The following is a 21,245-nucleotide window of genomic DNA, read 5'->3' as shown; positions in this document are numbered from 1 at the left end:
CTGCCCGCGATCGAATGGCCGCGGCTTTTTTTGTTGGCCATCTTCATGATTTCCGAATCCGTCAAGAGCTCTTTGATGAGCGCACACCTGCGTCTTCTGGGCATGGCCCTGATGTGGGGCGCTTCCTGGCCGGCAGGCCGCATTCTGGCGCTCAATATGCCGCCTCTGGCGGCATCGGCGCTGCGCTTTTTGCTGGCTGCGACCCTGTTGCTGCCCTGGCTGTATTTCTCGGGCGGGCTGGGTGCTCTCAGGCACTGGTCTGTCAAGACCTGGCTGAGCATGTTTGCCGCAGGCGCGACCGGGGTGTTCGGCTACGCCAGCTTTTTCCTCACGGGTCTGCAGTATCTGCCTGCGGGAAAGGTGGCGCTGCTCATCACGCTCAATCCGGTGGTCACGCTGGCGTTTGCGGTGTGGCTTTTCAAGGAGCGCATCAACGCCACCATTGCGCTGGGCATGTTGCTGGCGGCCTGCGGCGCCATGGTGGTCATCTCACATGGCGATTCCATGCAATTGCTCAACGGAACGGTAGGGGTGGGCGAGATGCTGATTCTGGGCTGCGTGGCCTGCTGGGTTTGCTACACGCTGATTGGCCGCGCCATGCTGGCAGGCGTGGATGTGCTGGCTGCGACCACTGTGACTTCCATTTTTGGCGCCTTGCTGCTTCTGGCCGCCAGCCTGGTGCTGGAAGGCCCGCAGGGGCTGGTTTCGGCATTTCAGGCCAGCGGCACAGCCTGGACTGCCATGGTCTTCATGGCCTATGGCTCCACGGCCCTGGCTTATGCCTGGTACTTCGCGGGCGTCAAATCGCTGGGCGCAGGTGCGGCCTCGGGCTATATCACGCTGGTGCCGGTGATCGGCGTGCTGCTTTCTGCCCTGCTGCTGGGCGAGAGCATTGAAGGCGCCATGGTGCTCGGCGGCGCCATGGCGGTGCTGGGTACAGCCGTGATGAACTGGGGGCGTCGGTCAACAGCCTGAGGTTGGAGCTCATGTTTGATAGCATGAAGCGCTTGTAAAGAAAGCATTTCAAGCCGATTTGGTTAATATGGGCCTGGCTTGTTCAGGGTGCGAAAGTCGCTGCTGCCTGCGGCTCAAGCCTGGTTGATCGTGCCTGCGTTCACGATCATCTGGGAGATCACCTCCAACTGATGTTCGGCCGCTGCATCGTCGATCTCGAACAGACGCATGACGGCCAGGCCTCGCAGCGCAGCAAACACCACAGATGCAAAGTGGCTGGGCTGAGGATGGCGCTCGGCGATTTCCGGGAAAACCTTCACGAAGTGTTCGAAGGAGGCGGGGTCATGCTGGGAGCGGTGCGCGTTGATGCGCTCGAATAGCGGTGTGCTCTTGCAGCCGAAAAACATGCTCCAGGTCGCCACATAGCTGGGTTGGGCATAGACGCTTTGCCAGGCCCTGCGCACGAATTCGCGAGCGCGCGGCTCCAGCGGCAGTTGGGCGGCATCTTCGGGCCAGCCCGCGCCCGCAGCCGCCAGCGGCGCCATGATTTCATCGACCACCTGCTCCATCAGCGCCTGACGGCTGCCGAACTGGTGCTGCACCGCCCCCAGCGTGACTTTGGCGCCACGCGCAATTTCCTGCAGATTGGTCTGCTGAAACCCAACCTTCTGTAGCAGCCGTATGGCGGATTTGATGATCTTGCGCTGAGTGGTCTGACTGCGTTCTGCCTGGGTACGGCGGGGGGCGGTTTTGCTTCCTGTTTGATTCATGGGCTGCGTGTGTGATTCATAAGGCGTCGATGACGCACCACACCAGATGCTACACGCTCCGGCACTGACGGCTGGATGGGCCTGCTTGGGTAATTTCACCCTCGGGTAATCCATGATAAATAAAGATTAAACGTTTAATGTTTTATGTTTTAGACTCCGCCTCCATTGTTGTTCATCAGCGACCTTGGAGAGCGAGTCAGCTTCCGAGGGCTCTTATTGGAAACCGCCATGTCACGCTCTGTTTACCGCCTTCCCGCCGACGACCGCACCAATGGATGGAGCGCGCTGCTGGGAACTCGCCAGCCGAAGGCGCCGCTGCAGGGCGATGTGGCGGTGGACTGGGTCATCGTGGGCGCCGGCTATGCGGGGCTGGCGGCAGCACGCCAGCTGGCACAACAGCAACCTGATGCTTCCATCGCCGTGGTGGATGCGGGCGTGGTGGGGGAGAACGCCTCGGGCCGCAACTCGGGCTTCGCGATCGATTTGCCGCACAGCTCGGCGCCTTCCGATGCCGCGGTCGAGGCGGGCCGCCGCGTGATCCGCGTCAACCGCTTTGCCGTGGATGCACTGGAGCGGGCAGTGACTGAGCACAGCATCTCCTGTGGCTGGCAAAAGCGCGGCCGCTACCACGTGGCGGTGACGGAGGAGGTGGCGCAGAAGTCGCTCAAGCCCTATGCACGCAATCTGGATGCCTGGCAGGAGTCCCATGAATATCTGGATCGTGATGCGCTGCGCCAGCGCATAGGCACCGATTACTACGCGGCAGCGGTCTACACGCCGGGCACGCGCCTCATGAATCCCGCGGCGCTGGTGCGTGGTCTGGCCGACAGCCTGCCGTCCCAGGTACAGCTGTTCGAGAACTCGCCGGTCATCGAGGCGAAGCTCGAAGGCGCGGCTCCCTTTGTCCGCACGGCCCAGGGCAGCATCCGTGCGCGCAAGGCCATTCTGGCCGTCAATGCGTTCTCGCAGTCATTCGGCGTCTACCAGGAGCGCCAGGTACCGATTCTGCTGTTCGCCAGCCTCACCCACCCGCTCAGCGATGCCCAGATCGCCCAGCTGGGAACGGATGTCGCCTGGGGTGTGACGCCCGCGCATGGCGTGGCGGGTTCCACGGTACGGCTGACGCACGACCGGCGGCTGATGATCCGCCAGGGGTTCGAGTATTCACCCAGCCTGCGCACCACTGACGGGCGCCGCGCCAAGGCCAGGGCCATGAACCAGGCGCTGTTGCGCCGCCGCTTTCCACAGCTCGGGGCCATCGAACTCGAGCATTTCTGGATGGGCTGGCTGGCGGTCTCGCACAACCATGCGCCCGCCTTTGGCCGGATTGGCGACAACGCCTGGGCAGCGTCCTGCTGCAACGGCTCGGGCATCGTGCGCCATACCGCTGCCGGCATGCTGATCGCCGACCTGGCGCTGGGCCGCAAGACCCCGCTGATCGACGACTTCCTCGTCGAGGGCACTGCCAACTACATCCCGCCGCGCCCGCTGCGCGACATCGGCGTGGGACTCACGCTGGCATGGGATATGTGGCGCGGCAGGGCCGAGCAGTAAGCGCTTTTCGGATCCGCATAGGTAGATATAGATAACAGGAGACAAACCATGCATACCCCTTCCTCCAACGGGCATCTGGAGCGCAAGCTCAAGAACCGCCATATCCAGCTGATTGCGCTGGGCGGCACCATAGGCACCGGGCTGTTTCTGGGCTCGGCCGGCATCATCGAGCTGGCCGGCCCTGGCGTGCTGCTGGGCTATACCATCGGCGGCCTGCTGATCTTCTTCATCATGCGTTTCTTGGGCGAAATGCTGGTCGAGGAGCCTTCTGCCGGTTCGTTCAGCTATTTCGCCAACCGCTACGTGGGGCGCTTTGCCGGTTTCCTGTCGGGCTGGAACTGCGTGGCCCTCTATGTGCTGGTGGGCATGCTGGAGCTGACCGCCGTGGGCAAGTTCATCCAGTTCTGGTGGCCCGATATCCCGGTCTGGGTGACGGCCGCCGTTTGTTTTGTGCTTATCAACGGCGTGAACTTCATCAACGTCAAGGCCTATGGCGAGTTTGAGTTCTGGTTCGCACTGATCAAGATCGTGGCCGTGGTGGCGATGATCGCTACGGGCATCTACCTGCTGTCCACCACGCACAACCCCACGCAGACGATCAGCAACCTGTGGACGCAAGGCGGTTTCCTGCCGAACGGCTTCAAGGGTCTGTTCATGGCTTTTGCCTTCATCATGTTCGCCTTCGGCGGCGTGGAAATGCTGGGCTTTGCCGCAGCAGAAACCGAAGAGCCGCGCAAGGTCATCCCCAAGGCGATCAACCAGCTCATGGTGCGCGTGCTGCTGTTCTATGTGGGCTCGATGGCCGTGCTGCTGTCGCTGACGCCCTGGACTGATCTGGTGGCCCAGCTCAAGGCCGGTGGCGGCACCTACAGCAGTAGTCCCTTTGTGCTGGTGTTCTCGGGCATGGGCGAGCACCTGGCCGCGCATATGCTGAATTTCGTGATCCTCACCGCTACGCTGTCGGTCTACAACAGCATGGTCTACAGCTCCAGCCGTCTGCTGTATGGCATGGCCCAGGAAGGCAACGCACCGAAGTCGCTGGCTGAAGTCAACAAACGCGGTGTGCCCGTGAAGGCCATCGTCTATCCCGGCATCGTCACTGCCTTCTGCGTGGTGCTGAACTATGTGGCGCCTGCCGGCGTGATAGAGCTGCTGATCTCGTTGATCACGGCGGCGTTGGTGATCATCTGGACCATCATCATCATTTCGCACCTGAACTACCGCAAGCTGCATGATGCCAAGGGCACGCCGCGCAGCTTCAAGGCGCCGCTGTTCCCGCTGACCAACTACATCTGTCTGGCGGCCATGGCGCTGGTGGTGGTCGTGATGCTGCTCACTCCCGGAGTACGTGCCTCTGCCTATGCCATTCCGGTGTGGGTGCTGGCGGTCTATGCCATGTACCGCATGGTGTTTCGCCAGCCCGTTCGGCTGGTGCAGACTGCGGTTTGATTGAATGAGGGCTTGCGCAGACCTTGGCGCCAGCCTGTTGTAACCACCTGAACCTTGAGAGCACTTCGATGAACTCCACTGCAACCTTTTATCCCGCGCCCGGCGGCATGCCCTTCTCTTCCGCAGTCCGCGCAGGCGGCCTTCTGATGCTGTCGGGGCAGATCCCCTTCGGCGAGGACAAGCGTCCGCTCACCGGCCCCATCGAAGAGCAGACACATGCCGTGCTCAAGGCCATCGCGGCGCGGCTGGAGGCGGTGGGCAGCTCGCTGGACGATGTGGTCAAGGCCAATATCTGGCTCAGCGACCTGGCTCATTTCGATGCCTTCAACAAGGTCTATGCAAGCTATTTCAAGGAAGGCCGTTACCCGGTGCGCAGCCTGGTGCAGGCTCAGCTGGTTTTTGGCGTAGGCGTTGAGATCGAAGTCCAGGCACTGGATAAAACCGCCTGATCGCGCCATCATCAACTTCATTTTTTTCAGGAAACCTCCTCATGACCGATTTGTTCGAAAACCCCATGGGCCTGTGCGGCTTTGAGTTCGTCGAGTTCGCCTCGCCTGCAGACGGCGTGCTGGAGCCGCTGTTCGAGAAGCTGGGCTTCACGCTGGTGGCCAAGCATCGTTCCAAGGACGTGGTGCTGTATCGTCAGGGTGGCATCAATTTCATCATCAACCGCGAGCCCAGGAGTCAGGCGGCCTATTTCACAGCCGAGCACGGTCCCAGTGCCTGCGGCCTGGCTTTCCGTGTCAAGGATGCGCACAAGGCCTACAAGCGCGCGCTGGAGCTGGGCGCCCAGCCCGTGGACATTCCCACCGGCCCCATGGAGCTGCGCCTGCCCGCCATCAAGGGCATCGGTGGTGCGCCGCTGTACCTGATCGATCGCTACGAAGATGGCAAGTCCATCTACGACATCGACTTCGAGTTTCTGCCCGGTGTGGACCGCAATCCCAAGGGCCACGGTTTCCAGGTCGTCGATCACCTCACGCACAACGTTTACCGCGGCCGCATGGCCTACTGGGCCGACTTCTACAACAAGCTGTTCAACTTCCAGGAAATCCGCTACTTCGACATCCAGGGCGAGTACACGGGCCTGACCTCCAAGGCCATGACTGCGCCTGACGGCCTGATCCGCATTCCTCTGAACGAGGAAGCCAAGCAGGGCGGTGGCCAGATCGAGGAATTCCTGATGAAGTTCAATGGCGAGGGTATACAGCACATCGCGCTGCTGTGCGAAGACCTGCCCACGGCCATCGACAGCCTGCAGATGGCTGGCATTCCGCTGCTGACTGCGCCCAACGACATCTATTACGAGAACCTCGCCAAGCGCCTTCCCGGCCACGGCCAGCCCGTGGGCGAGTTGCAGTCGCGTGGCATCTTGCTGGATGGCACCACCGAAGGCGGCCAGCCACGCCTGCTGTTGCAGATTTTCTCCGAGCCGCTGTTGGGACCCGTGTTCTTCGAGTTCATCGAGCGCAAGGGCAACTACCGCGAAGGCTTTGGCGAGGGCAATTTCAAGGCGCTGTTCGAGTCCATGGAACGCGACCAGATCAACCGCGGCGTGCTCGAAACCGCCAAGGAGTGAGCACCATGAAGATCGATCGCTTCCGTGCGGTGGACGACAGCGGCTGGCGTATTGGCGTCGCGATCGGCAACTAGGGGCTGGATCTGTGCACCGCCGGCCTCATCGACCATGCGGACATGTATCGACTGATGCGGGCCACGCGGCAAGAGCGCCAGGCGCTTTCCGAAGGCTTGCATTTTCCGGGCACTACGGTGCCGGGTGTCTGCGGCCGCCATGAACTGGCGGTGGGTGCGTCGTAGCCTGAGCGCTTCAGCGGCTTGCTCAAAGCGGGTCGTAGCGCGCGTGCCTGGGGTTGAACCAGCGCAGTTCCTGCTTGCCCAGGCTTTGCAGATGCTCCCGCGCCTGTTGGACAAGAGGCATTTTCAGATCCTTGGGCTGCAGCGGGCGTGACTTGCCGGCTTCTTCCAGTCGCAGCACGCTGGCTTGCTCCCAGGTATCGCTATAGCTGCGCACCACAAGACTCAGGCCGCCCAGCGTAAAGCGATAGATGTCGTACTCGTAGTAGTACTCGTAAAAGCCTTCGGCATCAGCTTCGCTGGCGTCGATATGGTGGCTGAACTCCACCTGCATGATGTCCGTGTTCATGCCTCAGGTGCAATCGGTGTGCAGCCGGTGCATGCCGCACTTCACGCAGCGAAACAGGTAGCCGCCCACCGGATCACCGGTCTTGCTGATGGCCTGCAGATAGCGCTCCGGCATGCTGGCTATATCGGCTTGCAACTCGGCCTGCAGGGTCTGGATTTCGGCGTAATCGGTATAGCCGAGAAAGGTACAGGGCTGGTTGCAATGCACCAGCCACTGCTCCTGCTGCCAGCTGTGATAGCTGGGCGTGCGTTCGCAGACTTCCAGCAGCAGCACGTGATCCATGACGATGCTGTCAGGTTCGTCGGGATCGGCGTTCACGCCTTCAATGCCCAGGTAGTCGTTGAATTCGCCCTCATAGTGCTTGGCCGCGCTGCCGTCGGCAATACACCAGGGGCAGAGATAGTCCGGCTCTTCGCGGCTGTAAAACGAGCTGTTGTACTTGAGCTCACGCGCTTGGCCACAGCAGGAGCAGGTACCGCTTTCAGCCACAAACAGATCCAGTGCATAGGCATTGGGGCTGAGTCGGAATTTCGGCAAATCCATGGAGAGCTCCATTCAGGTCTGGCGATTCTGGACGATGTTTTGCAGCAGATTTCGGCAGGCATCTTCCACCAGATCGAGCACATGCTCGAAGCCGCTGTCGCCGCCATAGTAGGGATCGGGCACTTCGCGCTCGTCAAAGCGCTGGCAGTAGTCGGTCAGCCGCTTCATGCGCTGCTGCTGGGCGGGTGTGGCGATGCGGCGCGCAGCGATTTCGTTGGCACTGTCCATCACCAGTACCAGGTCGAAAGCGTCGAAATCCTGCTTCGTTAGCTGCCGCGCACGCTGCCCGCTGAGGTCATAGCCCCGGCGGCGCGCATGTTGCTGGCTGCGGGCATCGGGAGCCTCCCCTACGTGATAGCCGTGCGTGCCGGCGGAGTCCACTTGCACCAGATGCTGAAGACCCGCATCCACCACCATTTTTTCCAGCACGCCGTGGGCAGTGGGACTGCGGCAGATGTTTCCGGTGCAGACCATGAGAACGCGAACGGGTTTGGCGGCAGTCATGGCTGATCTTTCACTGTGGCTTGTACCTCGGCCATCCTGGTTTCCAGTGTGCGGATCTGGGTCTTGAGCTGGCGCATGCTGCTTTGCATGGTCACGCCCAGCAGGCGACGCATGCCTTCGAAGAACAGCACCATGAAAAGCACCACGGGCAGGACACCCCAGCGCAGCCAGGGCGAGGCCTGGTTAAGCCATGCGACGGCGCAGACCACCACGGCCATGGCCACGGCAAGATAGTTCCATTTCCTCGAACTCTGCATCTTGCTTTCGTACTTCTGCGCGGTGGCTTCGAGCTGCTGTTCGGTGACTCTGAGTTTGGCAATGGACGCCTGAATCTCTTCAAGGCTGGAGGGCTTGTCTGACGGCATAGGGCAGATGGTCGTTAAGAGAAGAGGCGGGTGTTCTGCCTGCTTGAATTGATTTTGATAGCTGAAGGCACTTTATGGAAAGCGCTGCAGCGATATTTGATTAGAAGTGGTGTGTGCTGCTCAATGCATCGAACTCTGCGCTCCACTGCTGGCGCAGGCTGCGCTTTTCGCTCTCGTCTATCCAGGCCGCATCGATGCCGTTGAGCATGAAGTCCCTGAGGTCGGCAATCGAAAAACCAAAGTCGCTGACCATCTTGGTCCAGGCTCCTGTGGGGTCCACATGGTGCAGCGTGGGGTCGTCGGTGTTGGGATGCACGCGAAGGCCCAGGCCGGGCATCTGGCGAATCGGGTGGTCCAGCGCCCAGCGCTCGGGTGCCAGCGTGCGCAGGTAGTAGGAATTGGTCGGCACCACGGTGAACACAATGCCCAGATCGGCGCAGCGCCGGGCCAGCTCAGGGTTGTCGATGACAGTGTAGCCGTGGTCGACGCGGTCCACCTTGAGAGTCTCTATGGCCGTTTGCAGATTGTTCCAGGGCAGGCCGAACTCGCTGGCATGGGCCGTGGTCTTGAGGCCGTTGCGACGCGCCAGCGCATAGGCTTCGACAAACAGCTCGGGCGGGCGCTCGTTTTCGCGGTAGTCGATGCCGATACCGGGCACATCTTCATGGCGGTTGTCCAGCATCCATTGCACCATCTGCACGGCGGCCTCGGCCGGGGCTTCGCGGTCGATGGACGGCACCAGGCGGCCACGTATGCCGCAATCCTTTTGCGCGGCTGCGGCGCCGGCCAGGATGGCTTGCTGGGCGGCGGCATAGCTCATGCCCGAGCATTGCACCGTGCCCGTGGGGTTCCAGAAGAATTCGGCATAGCGCACATGGTGGGCAGCGGCATCCTGCAGGTATTCATAGGTAATGCGCTCCAGATCGGCCGGCGTCTGCAGCAGCCACTCGTCGAGTGCGCGCAGCACGCGCAGCACGCCCACGGGCTTTTCGCCGCGCGTGTAGAACGCCTCGATCTCTTCGGCAGTCAGCGGCGCCTTGGCGCGCTGCACCAGTTCGATGAAGGTGTTTTTTCTGACCGTGCCCAGCAGGTGGCAGTGCAACTCCATCTTGGGGATGGCGTGGGCAAAGGCGGTCAGTTCAGGTGTGGGGGCGGTAGGCGCGGCATTCATGCCGCAGATGGTAGTGGCTTGCGATCAGCCTTGCCGTAGGCAGTTTTACGTTACGGTGCCAGGAACAGCCGCGGCACGGACGCCGCCAGCATGGCGATGCCCGAGCAGGTCAGCAGGCTCAGCACGATCTGGCGAAAGCGGGCATCGCTCACGCCTTTGTAGACGCGGGTGCCGAAGATCACGGGCACCAGCACGGCCGGCAGCACGATGGCGAACGAGGGCCACATGGCGGGCTTGACCAGGCCGGTGGCCAGATAGCTGGCCATGGTGACGGCCAGCACCGAGAGGTTGAAGTTCTGGATCACCGTGCGTTGCACATGGCGCTCAAAGCCGCGCAGCGTGCACCACAGCGTGGGCACGGTGCCGCTGAAGCCGCCCAGCCCACCCATGGCGCCGCCGATGAGCCCCGCAATCGCATCGCTGCAGCGGGCCAGCAGGCCGCCGCCCAGCGTCAGCCGGGGCAGGTGGGCGCTGAGCAGCATGGTGGGGCACCACAGCACCAGCAGGCAGCCCAGGCCGAACTTGAACCAGTCCATATTGAGATGCGGCATCACGGCCACGCCTATGGGAATGCCGGCCAGACCGCCCGCGATGAAGGGCAGCAGCGACTTCCAGTGAAATTCGCGCCGCACGGTGAAGGCCGCAATGATCTGCCCCGTCAGCGAGCCGAACACCGAGAGCACGGCGGCCAGCTGCGGCTCCAGCACCCAGGCCCAGAACGACATGGCCACCATGCCGAAGGCAAAGCCCGACAGCCCCTGTACAAAGCCTGCCACCGCAGCCCCCAGGGCCACCACCAAGATCACTTCCACGTTCTGGCCTCCGTCTGAAGGCATCGATTATCGTCCCGCTCCAGCAGGGCATTGCCATGCAGTTCTGGCATGGCGGCAGGCCGCTGCGCTATCGTGCAGACCATGCAAGCATCATCTGTCTGGATTCTGGGGCTGCGCAATCTCTGGCGCGATCTGCGCGCTGGCGAGCTGCGCCTGATCATCGTGGCCGTGCTGCTGGCCGTGGCGGCACTGAGCTCGGTGGGTTTTTTTGCCGACCGCCTGCAGGCCGGCCTGCAGCGTGACGCCCGTCAGTTGCTGGGCGGCGATGTGGTTGTGGTCAGCGACAACCCCGCTCCCGCGGTTTTTGTGCAGCAGGCCAGGCAGCAGGGGCTGCAGACCGTGGCCACGGCCAGCTTTCCGACCATGGCGCGGGCCGCTCAGGAGCAGGGTGGTGCCAGCCGTCTGGTGGCGCTCAAAAGCGTGGAGCCCGGCTATCCTTTGCGCGGCGTGCTACATCTGAACCAGGGGACGGGCCAGCCGGATCTGGAAGTGCGGGCGATTCCCGAAAGCGGCCATGCCTGGGTCGATGCGCCGCTGCTGGAGGCGCTGGGCCTGAAGCTCGGCGACAGACTGCTGCTGGGCGATGCGAGCTTTCATATCTCGCACATCATCGCCATCGAGCCCGATCGTGGCGCGGGTTTTATGAGCTTTGCCCCGCGCGTGATGATCAACAGCGCCGACCTGCCCGCCACGCGCCTGGTACAGCCGGCCAGCCGCATCACCTATCGACTGGCCGTGGCTGCGCAGGCAGACGCCGGGCGCGGCGCAGAACGGGCTGCGCAAGACTATCTGGGCTGGGCGCAGGAGCTGGCCAAGAGCCTGCATGGCGTGCGTGTGGAATCGCTGGAAAGCGGCCGCCCCGAGATGCGCCAGACCCTGGACAGGGCCGAGAAGTTCCTGAGTCTGGTGGCGCTGCTATCGGCGCTGCTCTCGGCCGTGGCCGTGGCACTGGCGGCGCGTGCTTTTGCCAACAGCCATCTCGATGCGTCGGCCATGCTGCGCGTGCTCGGCCAGAGTCAGCGCCGTATTGCCCTGGCCTATGTCGTGGAATTCGTGAGCATTGCCCTGGCCGCCAGCGCGGCCGGCGTGCTGCTGGGCTGGGCCGTGCACCATGTGTTTGTCTGGCTGCTGGCCGGACTGGTCGAGTCCGCCCTGCCTGCGGCGAGCCTGTGGCCCGCATTGTTCGGCATGGGCATGGGGCTGACCCTGTTGCTGGCGTTTGGCCTGCCGCCCGTGCTGCAGCTGGCCCAGGTGCCACCGCTACGCGTGATGCGGCGCGATCTGGGGGCGCTCAAACCCGCCTCATGGCTGGTGCTGGGCGTGGGCGTGACGGGGTTTGCGGCCTTGCTGATGGTGGCCAGCCGCGACATCAAGCTGGGCCTGATTGCCGTGGGCGGCTTTGCCGTGGCCGTGTTGCTGTTCGCGGGCCTGGCCTGGCTGGCCGTCAAGCTGCTGCGCCAGGTGGTCAATGAGGCCACGGCGCCGCGATGGCTGGTAATGGCCACGCGCCAGGTCTCGGCCAAGCCCGTGTATGCCGTGGTGCAGGTCAGCTCGCTGGCCGTGGGGCTGCTGGCCCTGGTGCTGCTGGTACTGCTGCGCACCGATCTGATTGCCAGCTGGCGCAAGGCCACCCCTGCCAATGCGCCCGACCGCTTTGTGATCAATGTCCAGCCCGATCAGGCGCAGGACTTTCAGGCCGCGCTGAAAAAGGCTGGCGTGCACAGCTATGACTGGTATCCCATGATTCGCGGCCGGCTGATCGCCGTTAACGACAAGGCCGTTAGCCCCGATGATTATGAGGAGGATCGCGCCAAGCGACTGGTGGACCGGGAGTTCAATATCTCCACTGCCGAAACCATGCCGGATCACAACCAGATCGTGGGCGGCCGCTGGCAGGCGGGCGAGCAGGGCGCGATCAGCATGGAGGAAGGCATTGCCAAGACCCTGGGCTTGAAGCTGGGCGATACGCTGCGCTTCGATATCGGCGGCGAGGAAAGCGAAGCCCGCATCACCAGTCTGCGCAAGGTGGACTGGAGTTCCATGCGCGCCAACTTCTTTGTGATCTACCCCGTGCAGCACCTGGAGAACGTGGCCGTGACCTATCTGGCGGCCTATCGCGCGCCCGATATCAAGGGCTTTGACAATGCGCTGGTCAATGAATTTCCCAACATCACCAATGTCGATCTGAGCAGCACGCTGGCCCAGGTGCAGCAGGTGATGGACCAGGTCATACGCGCCGTGGAGTTCCTGTTCGGCTTCACGCTGGTGGCGGGGCTGGTCGTGCTGTTTGCTTCCGTCACCGGCACGCGTGAGGAAAGAGCGCGCGAATATGCCATCATGCGCGCCGTGGGCGCCAGGTCGGGCCTGCTGCAGCAGGTGCAGAGTGCCGAGCTGGCCGGAGTGGGCCTGATGGCCGGCTTTCTGGCCAGTTGTGTGGCCCTTGCCGTGGGCTGGGCGCTGGCGCGCTGGGTGTTTGATTTCGAGTGGAATGTGCTCTGGTGGGTGCCCCTGGTGGGCGCGCTGGCGGGCGCATTGCTGGCCTGGCTGGCCGGCTGGTGGGCCTTGCGCGAGGTGGTCAGCCGCCCCGTGATGATCACGCTGCGCCAGGCGGCGGAATAAGAATGTTCTAAGGCTAGCCCTTGAACAACCGCTCGCTCGCAAAGTCCACAAAGGCCCTGACCTTGGGCGAGAGCTGGCGGCTGGAGGGCCAGAGTGCCGAGAACTGCCCGCTATGCGTGAGCTGCTCGGCCAGCACCTGCTGGAGCTCGCCACGCGCCAGTGCGTCGCGGGCCAGGAAGTCGGGCATGTAGGCCAGGCCCAGGCCTGAGACGGCTGCGCCCAGCATGGCTTCCATATTGTTGCAGACCAGGGCGATGGGCATGGCCGGCAGCCCGGGCAGCGTCCACTCCTCGAGCTTGCCGCTGTTCAGAAAGCGATAGCGCAGGCTGCTGTGTCCGGCAAGGTCGGGCGGCGTCAGCGGCACGCCGCGCTCGGACAGATAGGCCGGCGAGGCTGCCAGAATGAAGCGAAACGGCCCGAGTCGGCGCGCCACCAGCCGCGAGTCGGCCAGCTCGCCGCTGCGGATGACCACATCGAGACCGGCTTCGACGACATCGACCAGATGGTCGTTGAAATCCAGATCCAGCTCCACCTCGGGATAGCGGGCCTGAAATTCGGGCAGCACGGGCAGCAGAAAACGGTAGCCGATGGTGGGCAGGCTCACGCGCAGCCGGCCGCGTGGCGCCTCGGCAGCGGCCTGCATGGCGGCGCGTGCATCGTGCAGCTCGTCGAGGATGCGCCGGCAGCGCTCGTGGAACAGGCTGCCTTCCTGAGTGAGGCGAACCTGGCGCGTGGTGCGATGGAACAGGCGCAGGCCTAGCTGCTGCTCCAGGCGCGCCACGTTCTTGCCCACGGCCGAGGCCGAGATGCCGAGTGCGCGACCGGCCTCGGCAAAGCTCAGAAGATCGGCGGCACGTACAAAGGACTCAAGTCCGCTGAAGCTGTCCATGGTAATTGGCAACCTTTGGTTGGGATTGTGGGGAGTGTTAAAGCTATTTTCGTTTCATTGGAGAGCTTTTATCTTTCATGTCTGATTGATTCACGACGCCAGCCCTCCATGTCTTGCCCCACTTCCCCATCCCGCCCGCACGCGGACCTTTCTTTTTGCACCCGCCGCGCATCGCCTGTCTGGGTGCTGCTGTCGGTCTGCCTGGCCGCGCTGGCCATGCCGCTGAGCTTTACCGGGCCGGCCGTGGCGCTGCCGGCGCTGCGTGAGGCTCTGGGCGGTGGCCCTCTGGCGCTGAACTGGGTCACCAATGCCTTCATGCTGAGTTTCGGCTCCACTCTGATGGCGGCAGGAGCACTGGCCGACATCTACGGGCGGCGGCGTGTGTTTCTTGCGGGGCTGGCCGCCGTGGTTGGCAGCGTGCTGCTGCAGGTCTGCCTGCAGGGCAAGGGGGCCATCATCGGCTTCGATCTGTTGCGGGCGCTGCAGGGACTGGGCGCGGCCGCTGCACTGGCGGCAGGCACCGCCGGCCTGGCCCAGGCCTACGATGGAGCCCGGCGTACCCGTGCCTTCAGTTTCGTGGGCACCTCCTTTGGTGTGGGACTGGCCTTCGGGCCCTTGCTGTCGGGTTGGTTGCTGCAGAGCTGGGGCTGGCGCAGCGTGCTGCTCAGCGCCGCCGCAGCAGCATTCGCGGCGCTGCTGCTGGGCCTGCGCCATATGCCGGAATCGCGCAATCCGCAGGCACAGCGGCTGGACCTGCCGGGCGCGCTGTCGTTCACGCTGGCGCTGGCGCTGTTGACCTGGGGCATGCTGCAAGTCCCGGAAACGGGCTGGTCGCATGGCCGCACATGGCTGCCCCTGGCGGCTGCCCTGCTGGCGGCAGCGGCCTTTGTACAGATCGAGCGCCGCAGCGCTCACCCCATGCTGGACCTATCGCTGTTCCGCTATCCGCGCTTTGTCGGTGTGCAGCTGCTGGCCGCAGCACCGGCCTACGCCTTTGTGGTGCTGCTGGTGCTGCTGCCTCTGCGCTTCATCGGCGTGGAAGGCCTGGCGCCGCTCGCGGCCGGGCAGCGCATGTTTGTGCTGTCGCTGCCCATGCTGTTCGTACCACTGCTGGCGGGTTGGCTCTCGCGCTGGCTGTCGGCGGCCCTGTTGTGCGGCGCGGGGCTGCTGGTCTGCGCCGCGGGTCTGCTGTGGCTGGGGCGCTGTCCACCCGGCTCGGAGCTGGCGCAGATGGCCGCGCCACTGCTGCTGATCGGTCTGGGCATAGGACTGCCCTGGGGGCTGATGGACGGGCTGGCCGTGACGGTGGTGCCGCGCGAGCGTGCCGGCATGGCCACGGGCATCTTCAGCACCGTGCGTGTGGCGGGCGAGGGCATTGCCCTGGCCGTGGTCGGGGCAGCGCTGGCCGTGCTGCTGACGCGGGAGCTGGCTGCTCTCTCGCCCTCCATGACGCAGGGCTCGGCCGTGGCCCAGATGCTGGTCACCGGCAATATGCAGGGAGTGCAGGCGCTGATGCAGGATGCGTCGGCCGCCGAGCTGCTCAAGGCCTATGGCCTGGCTTTTTCCACCTTGCTCGATGTGCTGGCAGGCGTGACGGTGCTGACGGCCGTTGGGGTTTTCGCATTCCTGCGCTCGGGTATGGACATGCCGCATGTCCGACAATCGGGACTGACTCGCAAAGCCGCTACACATGCAGATTGAAGAAAAGCCCCCGTTTGATACCCCCTACGAATGGATAGGCGGGGAAGAGAAAGTCCAGCAACTGGTGACCCGCTTCTATGACCTCATGGATCTGGAGCCCGGCTACAAGGAGCTGCGCGCCGCCCATGGCAGCACGCTGGCCGATGCGCGCCAGAAGCTGTTCTGGTTTCTCTGCGGCTGGCTGGGCGGCCCCGACTATTACCAGGATCGTTTCGGTCATCCGCGTCTGCGCATGCGCCATATGCCGTTTTCCATTGGGATCCAGGAGCGCGACCAGTGGGTGGCTTGCATGGATCAGGCCATGGGCGAGACCGAGGTGCCCGAGGCCTTGCGCACGCGCCTCAAGGCCAGCTTCATGAACACGGCGGACTGGATGCGCAATCGCGGCGCCTGAGTTCCTGAGCCCAGTTTCAAAGCGTCAAATTTCCTTCACGATGCTGTAAGAAGCCCTGCCGACACTGCCTGTTTTTCAACAAGCAGGGTCAACCATGCAGGATTTCGATTTGCCTGGCGCAAAGCTGCGCTCGGGCGGTTTCTTCTCGGCATTGCAACAACGCCGCCATGTGCTGACGGCCGTGGGCTGTGCCGCATTGCTGGCCGCCTGCGGCGGCAGCGACGACAGCAGCACGACGCCTGTGACCGCGCAGCCTGCCACGGCGACGCTGGCCGTTCTGGAGACCACGGACCTGCACTTCAATGTGCGCAGCTATGACTATTTCAAGCTGGCCGAGGACAAGACCTATGGCTTCGAGCGCACGGCCACGCTGATCCGTGCGGCTCGCAAGGAATTTGCCAACACGCTGCTGGTGGACAACGGCGACACCATTCAGGGCACGGCCCTGGCCGACTACGAGGCCGAGGTAAAGCCCATACCCTGCACGCAGCAGCTGTCCATGTACAAGGCCATGGGCGCGTTGAGCTTTGACGCGGGCACGCTGGGCAATCACGAATTCAACTACGGCCTGCCCTTTCTCAACCAGGTGCTGGGCGGCGGTCTGGATGTGGATGGCGTGGATGCCAGCCAGAAATGTGCGGGCAACGGCTATCCAGCCGTACTGGCCAATGTCTATAGCAGCAAGACCAGGAAGCCGCTGGTTCAGCCCTATGCCGTGCTGGAGCGCACCATGGTGGCCAAGGGCAGCGATGGTAAGGAAGTCAAGCTGCCCATCAAGATCGGCGTGATCGGCTTCACCACGCCGGGCATCATGAACTGGGACAAGCGCTATCTCGAAGGCAAGGTCTACACCGAAGGTGCGGTGGAGGCTGCCGGCAAATACGTGCCAGAGTTGCGCGCCAAGGGTGCCGATGTGGTGGTGGCGCTGCTGCATGGTGGTCTGGACGGCTCGGCCTATTCGGCCACCATGGAGAACCCCGGCCTGTATCTGTCCAAGGTGGCGGGCATCGACGCCATGGTCATGGGCCATCAGCACAGCGTGTTCCCCGACTTGTCGGCCAAGCCTGCCTACAGCCAGAACGGTGTGGACAACCAGGCTGGCACCATCAACGGCGTGCCTGCGGTCATGGCCAGCTCCTGGGGCAAGGCTCTGGGCGTGATCCAGCTGCCGCTGCAATGGGACGGCAAGAAGTGGAGCGTGGCCAAGACCGGCAGCAAGAGCGAGCTGCGCAACATCCAGAACAAGGATGCCGCGGGTGCCACGGTGTTTGTGGATGCCGACCCGGCCGTCGCGCCGCTGATCGAGGCACAGCATCAGGCGGCCATCAGCTACGTGAAGACGCCCATAGGCAGCACGGACTTCCGCATGAGCACGCTGTTTGCCGATGTGGGCGACCCCGGTGCCATCCAGATCGTCAACCAGGCCCAGCAGGCCTATGTGGCCAGCTACATCAAGGCCAATCTGCCGCAGTACGCCAGCCTGCCCGTGCTGTCGGTGAGCGCGCCGTTCAAGTCCGGCTTCCAGGGCGGCAAGGACTTCACCGATGTGGCTGCCGGCTCGCTCGCCATCTACAACGCGGCCGACCTGTATCTCTACCCCAACACCGTATATGCGGTGAAGGTCAATGGCGCCGACATCAAGAGCTGGCTGGAGGCTGCAGCCAAGCGCTTCAACCAGATCGACGTGAACAAGACCGCCGAGCAGCCCTTGATCAGCAGCTTCCCGGGCTACAACTTCGATATGTTCACCACCGCCGATGTGCAGTACGAGATCGATGTGACCCAGCCGCTGGGCAGCCGTATCAAGAACCTCAGCTATCTGGGCAAGCCCATGGATACGGCGCAGGAGTTCGTGATCGCCACCAACAACTACCGGGCCACCAGCGGTGCCAGCTTCATCCCCAAGCTCGACGGCTCGTCGGCCATCTGGGCATCGCCCGATGCGAACCGTGATGTGGTGATCGAGTATGTGCGCAAGAATCCGCAGATCACCAGAGCGGCTAATGGCGCAGCCAAGAGCTGGCGCTTTGCCAAGGTGACGACGGCCGGCCCGGTGGTGTTCAGCTCCGGCACCAATGCCTTGAGCGTGGCCCAGGCGGCAGGCCTGACGGGAGTGTCTGTGCTGGCGGCCGATGACGGCTCGGGCAAGGGCATGAGCAAATACCAGCTCGATCTGTCCAAGTAGGCAGCGTTGCCGCAATGACTGCCGCCGTGGCTCCAAAGGCCACGGCGGCTTTTTTCTGGGACTGGCTATGATGCGAGAAAATTTTCAGGGAGAGGGTATGACGGCATATATCGCGCTGGCAGTGGTTGTGGTGATCGTGATCTGGGCAATTGCCCTCTACAACCGCTTGCGCACGCACAAGAACCAGGTGGAGAACGCGTTTGCGCAGATCGACGTGCAACTCAAGCGCCGTCATGACCTGATTCCCAATCTTGTGGAGGTTGCACGCGGCTATATGCAGCACGAAGCCCAGACGCTGGAGGCCGTGATTCGCGCACGAGGCGAGGCCGTCAGCGCTGCCGACAAGGCCCGTCAGTCGCCGGGCAAGACGCAGGCCATGGGGGCTCTGATGGCTGCGGAGCAGGTGCTGGGCGGTCAGGTGGGCCGTCTGATGGCGTTGGCCGAGGCCTATCCCACGCTCAAGGCCGATGCCCGCATGCAGCAGCTCAGCGAAGAGATCACCAGTACCGAGAACCGCATCGGTTTTGCGCGTCAGTCCTATAACGACGAGGTGCTGGAATTCAACAACCAGGCCGGACAGTTCCCGGATCTGATCGTGGCGCGGCTGGTGGGTTTTGTGCATATGGACATGCTGGCTTCGACCCAGAGCGAGCAGGAGCGCGCCGTTCCTCAGGTCAGGTTCTGAGCGCATGCGTTTCTGGGAGCGACAGCGCCAGGCCAGGCGCAGCACGCGCTGGTTGCTGCTGGTGTTCGGCCTGTGCGTGCTGGCCGTGGTGGCATCGGTGCACCTGGGCCTGATGCTGGCCTGGTGGCTGGGCACTCTGGCATTCGGCGGCTGGGACTATCCCACTGGCTTTGCGGCTGTGAATATCGGCGTGACCTTGCTGCTGGTGCTGGGCGGCTGCTGGATAGAGCTGGACCAGCTGCGCCATGGCGGGCGCAAGCTGGCTCAGCGTGTGGGTGCGCGCGAGGCCAGGCCCGGCAGCTCGCTGGCCGAGCAGCAGCTGTGCAATATCGTCGATGAAATGTGCATTGCGGCGCACTGGCCTGCGCCCCAGGTCGCGGTGCTGGCGCGTACCGAGGCCATCAATGCCTTTGCGGCGGGCTGGGATGCGCAGGACGCCGTCATCGCCGTGACCCAGGGGGCGCTGGACCAGCTCAGCCGTGAGGAAATGCAGGGCCTGGTGGCGCATGAGCTGTCCCATCTGCGCGAGGGCGACACGCGCCTGAACATGCAGCTGGCCGGCATGGTCTACGGGCTGGAGCTGATCCACAACTTCGGCCAGAGCCTGCGCGAGCGCGACAGCATTCTTATGCAATGGTTCGGCCTCTTTATCCAGGCTGCGGGCTTTGTCGGCTGGCTGGGCGGCCAGTTGCTCAAGGCCGCCGTATCGCGCCAGCGCGAGTATCTGGCCGATGCGCGTGCCGTGCAGTGGACGCGCAGCAAGGATGGGCTGGGCGGCGTGCTGCGCAAGGTGCTCACGCAGCGTGAACTGGCCGAGCAGCAGTACGGCAGCTGGCAGCAGGATACGCGCAGCCACCAGGGGCTGGACAAGCGCATCGTGCAGCATATGCTGCTGGCCGAAACACCCCATGCCAGCCGCCTCGAAGACTGGCTGGAATCCCACCCGACGGTGCCCGAGCGCATACGCCGCATCTACGGCCGCAATATGCGGCCGCTACCCTTGCCGCTCAACACCGTGCCGCAGGGAAGATAAGCTGTTTCAGGCCTGAAACCCAATGCACATAGGTGCAGGTGGCTATCAGATTGGATCCTAAAACAGTTAGAACAGCTTGCGCTTGCCCGGCTGCAGCAGCACCACCAGCGCGCCCGCGCCACCCTCGGCCGGGCGGGCCTGGACAAAGGCCAGAACCTCTTTTTTCTGAACCAGCCAGCGCTGCACCTTGCCCTTGAGCACGGGGGTGCGCCCCGGCGATCCCAGGCCCTTGCCGTGGACGATGCGCACGCAGCGCACGCCCGTGCGGTGCGACAGCCGGATGAACTGGCCCAGCGCCTCGCGGGCTTCGTCCGAGCGCAGGCCGTGCAGGTCCAGCTGGCGCTGAATGCTCCAGTGGCCGCCACGCAGCTTGCGGGTCACGTCGAGACCAATGCCGGGGCGGCGAAAGCTCAGCTGATCGTCCACGTCCAGCAGGGTGCTGACATCGAACTCGTCGCTCATGGCTTCGCGCAGCACATTCTGTTCGTCCAGCACCATCTGCAGCGGCAGCGGGGAGGGCGCTGGCTCGAGAAAGCTGACTTCGTTGCGCGAGCGCAGTGGCGTGACCTTGCCGACGCTGAGCGCAAACAGATTGCGTTCACGCTCGCGCGCTGCACGCGCCTCGGCCTGCGCAAGGGCCAGGGCTTCGGCCTGTTCGCGCATCTGCTTGAGATGGCGGGAGATGCCGGCCAGATCCTGCAGCGAGCGGTGTGCGTGGCTCATAGCAGACCCTCCTCGGCCATGGAGCAGGCGGCGCCCGGCCCGACGATGATGTGGTCGAGCACGCGTACATCGATCAAAGCCAGAGCGGCCTTGAGAGTGGCGGTCAGCGCGCTATCGGCACTGCTGGGCTGCACGTTGCCGCTGGGGTGGTTGTGCGCGAGGATCACCGCGCCGGCCTGATGGTGCAGGGCGCGCAGCACGACTTCACGAGGGTAGACGGAGGTTTGCGTCAAGGTACCGCGAAACATTTCTTCAAGAGCCAGCAAGCGGTTCTGGCTGTCCAAAAACAGCACGGCAAACACCTCGTGCGGCCTGGCCGCCAGATGCAGCTGCAGATAGTGCTTGACGGCCTCGGGGGAGGAAAAGACTTCCCGCTCGCGCAGCTGCTGTGCCGTGGCACGGCGGGCCAGCTCCAGCACGGCCATCAGCTCGGCTCGCTTTGCTGGGCCCAGGCCTTTGACGGCTGTCAAAGCCTTGTAGTCGGCGGCCAGCAGTCTGGCCAGACCGCCTGCTCCCTGGCCATCACCGGGCAGCTCCAGCAGCTCCTGCGCCATCTGCAGCACCGTCTTGCCGGCTATGCCGGTGCGCAAAATGACGGCCAGCAGCTCGGCATCCGAGAGCGCAGCCGCACCCCGCTGCGCGAGCTTTTCGCGCGGCTGGGCATCCAGGGGCAGGTCTTTGATGGGCATGGGCGTCAGTGCTCGCTTGC

At 63.7% G+C, this 21,245-nt stretch carries 21 protein-coding genes; 11 read left to right on the top strand and 10 right to left on the bottom strand.

Annotated features, from left to right (window positions below):
• Positions 1–75: 75 nt before the first annotated feature.
• Positions 76–975 (top strand): DMT family transporter, encoded by a 900-nt coding sequence (locus tag MPZ60_RS20000; RefSeq protein ID WP_034355808.1) that lies wholly within the window; start codon positions 76–78, stop codon positions 973–975.
• Positions 976–1,088: 113 nt separating this feature from the next.
• Here MPZ60_RS20000 and MPZ60_RS19995 read toward each other — a convergent pair whose 3' ends face one another.
• Positions 1,089–1,724 carry a TetR/AcrR family transcriptional regulator gene (locus tag MPZ60_RS19995; RefSeq protein ID WP_034355669.1) on the bottom strand — a complete coding sequence of 212 codons (636 nt, stop codon included), beginning with the start codon at positions 1,722–1,724 and terminating at the stop codon, positions 1,089–1,091.
• 228 nt (positions 1,725–1,952) lie between these two features.
• On the opposite strand from MPZ60_RS19995, the gene MPZ60_RS19990 reads away from it, so the two are divergent.
• The 4 genes from MPZ60_RS19990 (at position 1,953) to hppD (ending at position 6,306) form a co-directional block, all read left to right on the top strand.
• Positions 1,953–3,278, top strand: a complete 1,326-nt coding sequence (locus tag MPZ60_RS19990) for an FAD-binding oxidoreductase (protein WP_034355666.1) — start codon at positions 1,953–1,955, stop codon at positions 3,276–3,278.
• 48 nt (positions 3,279–3,326) lie between these two features.
• Positions 3,327–4,727, top strand: a complete 1,401-nt coding sequence (locus MPZ60_RS19985; protein ID WP_034355664.1) for an amino acid permease — start codon at positions 3,327–3,329, stop codon at positions 4,725–4,727.
• Between the two features lie 68 nt (positions 4,728–4,795).
• Positions 4,796–5,176 (top strand): RidA family protein, encoded by a 381-nt coding sequence (locus MPZ60_RS19980; RefSeq protein ID WP_003065871.1) that lies wholly within the window; start codon positions 4,796–4,798, stop codon positions 5,174–5,176.
• A gap of 41 nt (positions 5,177–5,217) precedes the next feature.
• Positions 5,218–6,306, top strand: a complete 1,089-nt coding sequence (gene hppD, locus MPZ60_RS19975; RefSeq protein ID WP_003065874.1) for a 4-hydroxyphenylpyruvate dioxygenase — start codon at positions 5,218–5,220, stop codon at positions 6,304–6,306.
• 261 nt (positions 6,307–6,567) lie between these two features.
• Here hppD and MPZ60_RS19970 read toward each other — a convergent pair whose 3' ends face one another.
• From MPZ60_RS19970 to MPZ60_RS19945, 6 genes are all read right to left on the bottom strand, one after another.
• Positions 6,568–6,891: a hypothetical protein gene (locus MPZ60_RS19970; protein WP_003065880.1), complete on the bottom strand. Its 324-nt coding sequence runs from the start codon at positions 6,889–6,891 to the stop codon at positions 6,568–6,570.
• A gap of 3 nt (positions 6,892–6,894) precedes the next feature.
• Positions 6,895–7,434: a CbrC family protein gene (locus MPZ60_RS19965; RefSeq protein WP_034355805.1), complete on the bottom strand. Its 540-nt coding sequence runs from the start codon at positions 7,432–7,434 to the stop codon at positions 6,895–6,897.
• A gap of 12 nt (positions 7,435–7,446) precedes the next feature.
• Complete coding sequence (locus MPZ60_RS19960) at positions 7,447–7,938, bottom strand: low molecular weight protein-tyrosine-phosphatase (RefSeq protein WP_080746104.1); 492 nt, start codon at positions 7,936–7,938, stop codon at positions 7,447–7,449.
• Entirely contained in the window at positions 7,935–8,303 is a 369-nt protein-coding gene (locus MPZ60_RS19955) for a hypothetical protein (protein WP_003065886.1), read from the bottom strand. Before MPZ60_RS19955 ends, MPZ60_RS19960 begins: the two co-directional genes overlap by 4 nt.
• A gap of 100 nt (positions 8,304–8,403) precedes the next feature.
• Positions 8,404–9,474 (bottom strand): adenosine deaminase, encoded by a 1,071-nt coding sequence (locus MPZ60_RS19950; RefSeq protein ID WP_034355661.1) that lies wholly within the window; start codon positions 9,472–9,474, stop codon positions 8,404–8,406.
• 50 nt (positions 9,475–9,524) lie between these two features.
• Complete coding sequence (locus MPZ60_RS19945) at positions 9,525–10,310, bottom strand: sulfite exporter TauE/SafE family protein (RefSeq protein ID WP_034355658.1); 786 nt, start codon at positions 10,308–10,310, stop codon at positions 9,525–9,527.
• Positions 10,311–10,355: 45 nt separating this feature from the next.
• On the opposite strand from MPZ60_RS19945, the gene MPZ60_RS19940 reads away from it, so the two are divergent.
• Positions 10,356–12,926, top strand: a complete 2,571-nt coding sequence (locus MPZ60_RS19940; protein ID WP_080746103.1) for an ABC transporter permease — start codon at positions 10,356–10,358, stop codon at positions 12,924–12,926.
• Positions 12,927–12,939: 13 nt separating this feature from the next.
• Here MPZ60_RS19940 and MPZ60_RS19935 read toward each other — a convergent pair whose 3' ends face one another.
• Positions 12,940–13,815 (bottom strand): LysR family transcriptional regulator, encoded by an 876-nt coding sequence (locus tag MPZ60_RS19935; RefSeq protein WP_034355655.1) that lies wholly within the window; start codon positions 13,813–13,815, stop codon positions 12,940–12,942.
• A 216-nt stretch (positions 13,816–14,031) separates the two neighbouring features.
• Between MPZ60_RS19935 and MPZ60_RS19930 the strand changes: the two genes are divergently transcribed.
• From MPZ60_RS19930 to MPZ60_RS19910, 5 genes are all read left to right on the top strand, one after another.
• Positions 14,032–15,516 (top strand): MFS transporter, encoded by a 1,485-nt coding sequence (locus tag MPZ60_RS19930; protein WP_034355796.1) that lies wholly within the window; start codon positions 14,032–14,034, stop codon positions 15,514–15,516.
• Positions 15,506–15,910 carry a group II truncated hemoglobin gene (locus MPZ60_RS19925; RefSeq protein ID WP_003065899.1) on the top strand — a complete coding sequence of 135 codons (405 nt, stop codon included), beginning with the start codon at positions 15,506–15,508 and terminating at the stop codon, positions 15,908–15,910. Before MPZ60_RS19930 ends, MPZ60_RS19925 begins: the two co-directional genes overlap by 11 nt.
• 94 nt (positions 15,911–16,004) lie before the next feature.
• Positions 16,005–18,095, top strand: coding sequence for a bifunctional 2',3'-cyclic-nucleotide 2'-phosphodiesterase/3'-nucleotidase (locus tag MPZ60_RS19920; protein WP_034355651.1), 2,091 nt, complete (start codon positions 16,005–16,007; stop codon positions 18,093–18,095).
• 97 nt (positions 18,096–18,192) lie between these two features.
• Positions 18,193–18,780: a LemA family protein gene (locus MPZ60_RS19915; RefSeq protein ID WP_034355648.1), complete on the top strand. Its 588-nt coding sequence runs from the start codon at positions 18,193–18,195 to the stop codon at positions 18,778–18,780.
• A gap of 4 nt (positions 18,781–18,784) precedes the next feature.
• Positions 18,785–19,813 carry a M48 family metalloprotease gene (locus MPZ60_RS19910; RefSeq protein WP_034355645.1) on the top strand — a complete coding sequence of 343 codons (1,029 nt, stop codon included), beginning with the start codon at positions 18,785–18,787 and terminating at the stop codon, positions 19,811–19,813.
• A 66-nt stretch (positions 19,814–19,879) separates the two neighbouring features.
• Here MPZ60_RS19910 and MPZ60_RS19905 read toward each other — a convergent pair whose 3' ends face one another.
• Positions 19,880–20,536 (bottom strand): Smr/MutS family protein, encoded by a 657-nt coding sequence (locus MPZ60_RS19905; protein ID WP_034355642.1) that lies wholly within the window; start codon positions 20,534–20,536, stop codon positions 19,880–19,882.
• A complete protein-coding gene (radC, locus tag MPZ60_RS19900) occupies positions 20,533–21,225 on the bottom strand; it encodes a DNA repair protein RadC (protein WP_034355793.1) in 693 nt (230 codons plus the stop codon). Before radC ends, MPZ60_RS19905 begins: the two co-directional genes overlap by 4 nt.
• Positions 21,226–21,245 lie beyond the last annotated feature (20 nt).

The sequence above is a fragment of the Comamonas sp. 7D-2 genome (assembly GCF_022749555.1).
Taxonomy (GTDB): domain Bacteria; phylum Pseudomonadota; class Gammaproteobacteria; order Burkholderiales; family Burkholderiaceae_C; genus Comamonas; species Comamonas thiooxydans.
This window is presented reverse-complemented; position numbering and strand designations above follow the sequence as displayed.

Excerpts from the sequence above, each read along its gene's own strand:
- MPZ60_RS20000 (WP_034355808.1), top strand. The coding sequence starts at position 76 with ATGAGCGCACACCTGCGTCTTCTGGGCATGGCCCTGATGTGGGGCGCT.
- MPZ60_RS19995 (WP_034355669.1), bottom strand. The coding sequence starts at position 1,724 with ATGAATCAAACAGGAAGCAAAACCGCCCCCCGCCGTACCCAGGCAGAA.
- MPZ60_RS19990 (WP_034355666.1), top strand. The coding sequence starts at position 1,953 with ATGTCACGCTCTGTTTACCGCCTTCCCGCCGACGACCGCACCAATGGA.
- MPZ60_RS19985 (WP_034355664.1), top strand. The coding sequence starts at position 3,327 with ATGCATACCCCTTCCTCCAACGGGCATCTGGAGCGCAAGCTCAAGAAC.
- MPZ60_RS19980 (WP_003065871.1), top strand. The coding sequence starts at position 4,796 with ATGAACTCCACTGCAACCTTTTATCCCGCGCCCGGCGGCATGCCCTTC.
- hppD (WP_003065874.1), top strand. The coding sequence starts at position 5,218 with ATGACCGATTTGTTCGAAAACCCCATGGGCCTGTGCGGCTTTGAGTTC.
- MPZ60_RS19970 (WP_003065880.1), bottom strand. The coding sequence starts at position 6,891 with ATGAACACGGACATCATGCAGGTGGAGTTCAGCCACCATATCGACGCC.
- MPZ60_RS19965 (WP_034355805.1), bottom strand. The coding sequence starts at position 7,434 with ATGGATTTGCCGAAATTCCGACTCAGCCCCAATGCCTATGCACTGGAT.
- MPZ60_RS19960 (WP_080746104.1), bottom strand. The coding sequence starts at position 7,938 with ATGACTGCCGCCAAACCCGTTCGCGTTCTCATGGTCTGCACCGGAAAC.
- MPZ60_RS19955 (WP_003065886.1), bottom strand. The coding sequence starts at position 8,303 with ATGCCGTCAGACAAGCCCTCCAGCCTTGAAGAGATTCAGGCGTCCATT.
- MPZ60_RS19950 (WP_034355661.1), bottom strand. The coding sequence starts at position 9,474 with ATGAATGCCGCGCCTACCGCCCCCACACCTGAACTGACCGCCTTTGCC.
- MPZ60_RS19945 (WP_034355658.1), bottom strand. The coding sequence starts at position 10,310 with ATGCCTTCAGACGGAGGCCAGAACGTGGAAGTGATCTTGGTGGTGGCC.
- MPZ60_RS19940 (WP_080746103.1), top strand. The coding sequence starts at position 10,356 with ATGGCGGCAGGCCGCTGCGCTATCGTGCAGACCATGCAAGCATCATCT.
- MPZ60_RS19935 (WP_034355655.1), bottom strand. The coding sequence starts at position 13,815 with ATGGACAGCTTCAGCGGACTTGAGTCCTTTGTACGTGCCGCCGATCTT.
- MPZ60_RS19930 (WP_034355796.1), top strand. The coding sequence starts at position 14,032 with ATGCCGCTGAGCTTTACCGGGCCGGCCGTGGCGCTGCCGGCGCTGCGT.
- MPZ60_RS19925 (WP_003065899.1), top strand. The coding sequence starts at position 15,506 with ATGCAGATTGAAGAAAAGCCCCCGTTTGATACCCCCTACGAATGGATA.
- MPZ60_RS19920 (WP_034355651.1), top strand. The coding sequence starts at position 16,005 with ATGCAGGATTTCGATTTGCCTGGCGCAAAGCTGCGCTCGGGCGGTTTC.
- MPZ60_RS19915 (WP_034355648.1), top strand. The coding sequence starts at position 18,193 with ATGACGGCATATATCGCGCTGGCAGTGGTTGTGGTGATCGTGATCTGG.
- MPZ60_RS19910 (WP_034355645.1), top strand. The coding sequence starts at position 18,785 with ATGCGTTTCTGGGAGCGACAGCGCCAGGCCAGGCGCAGCACGCGCTGG.
- MPZ60_RS19905 (WP_034355642.1), bottom strand. The coding sequence starts at position 20,536 with ATGAGCCACGCACACCGCTCGCTGCAGGATCTGGCCGGCATCTCCCGC.
- radC (WP_034355793.1), bottom strand. The coding sequence starts at position 21,225 with ATGCCCATCAAAGACCTGCCCCTGGATGCCCAGCCGCGCGAAAAGCTC.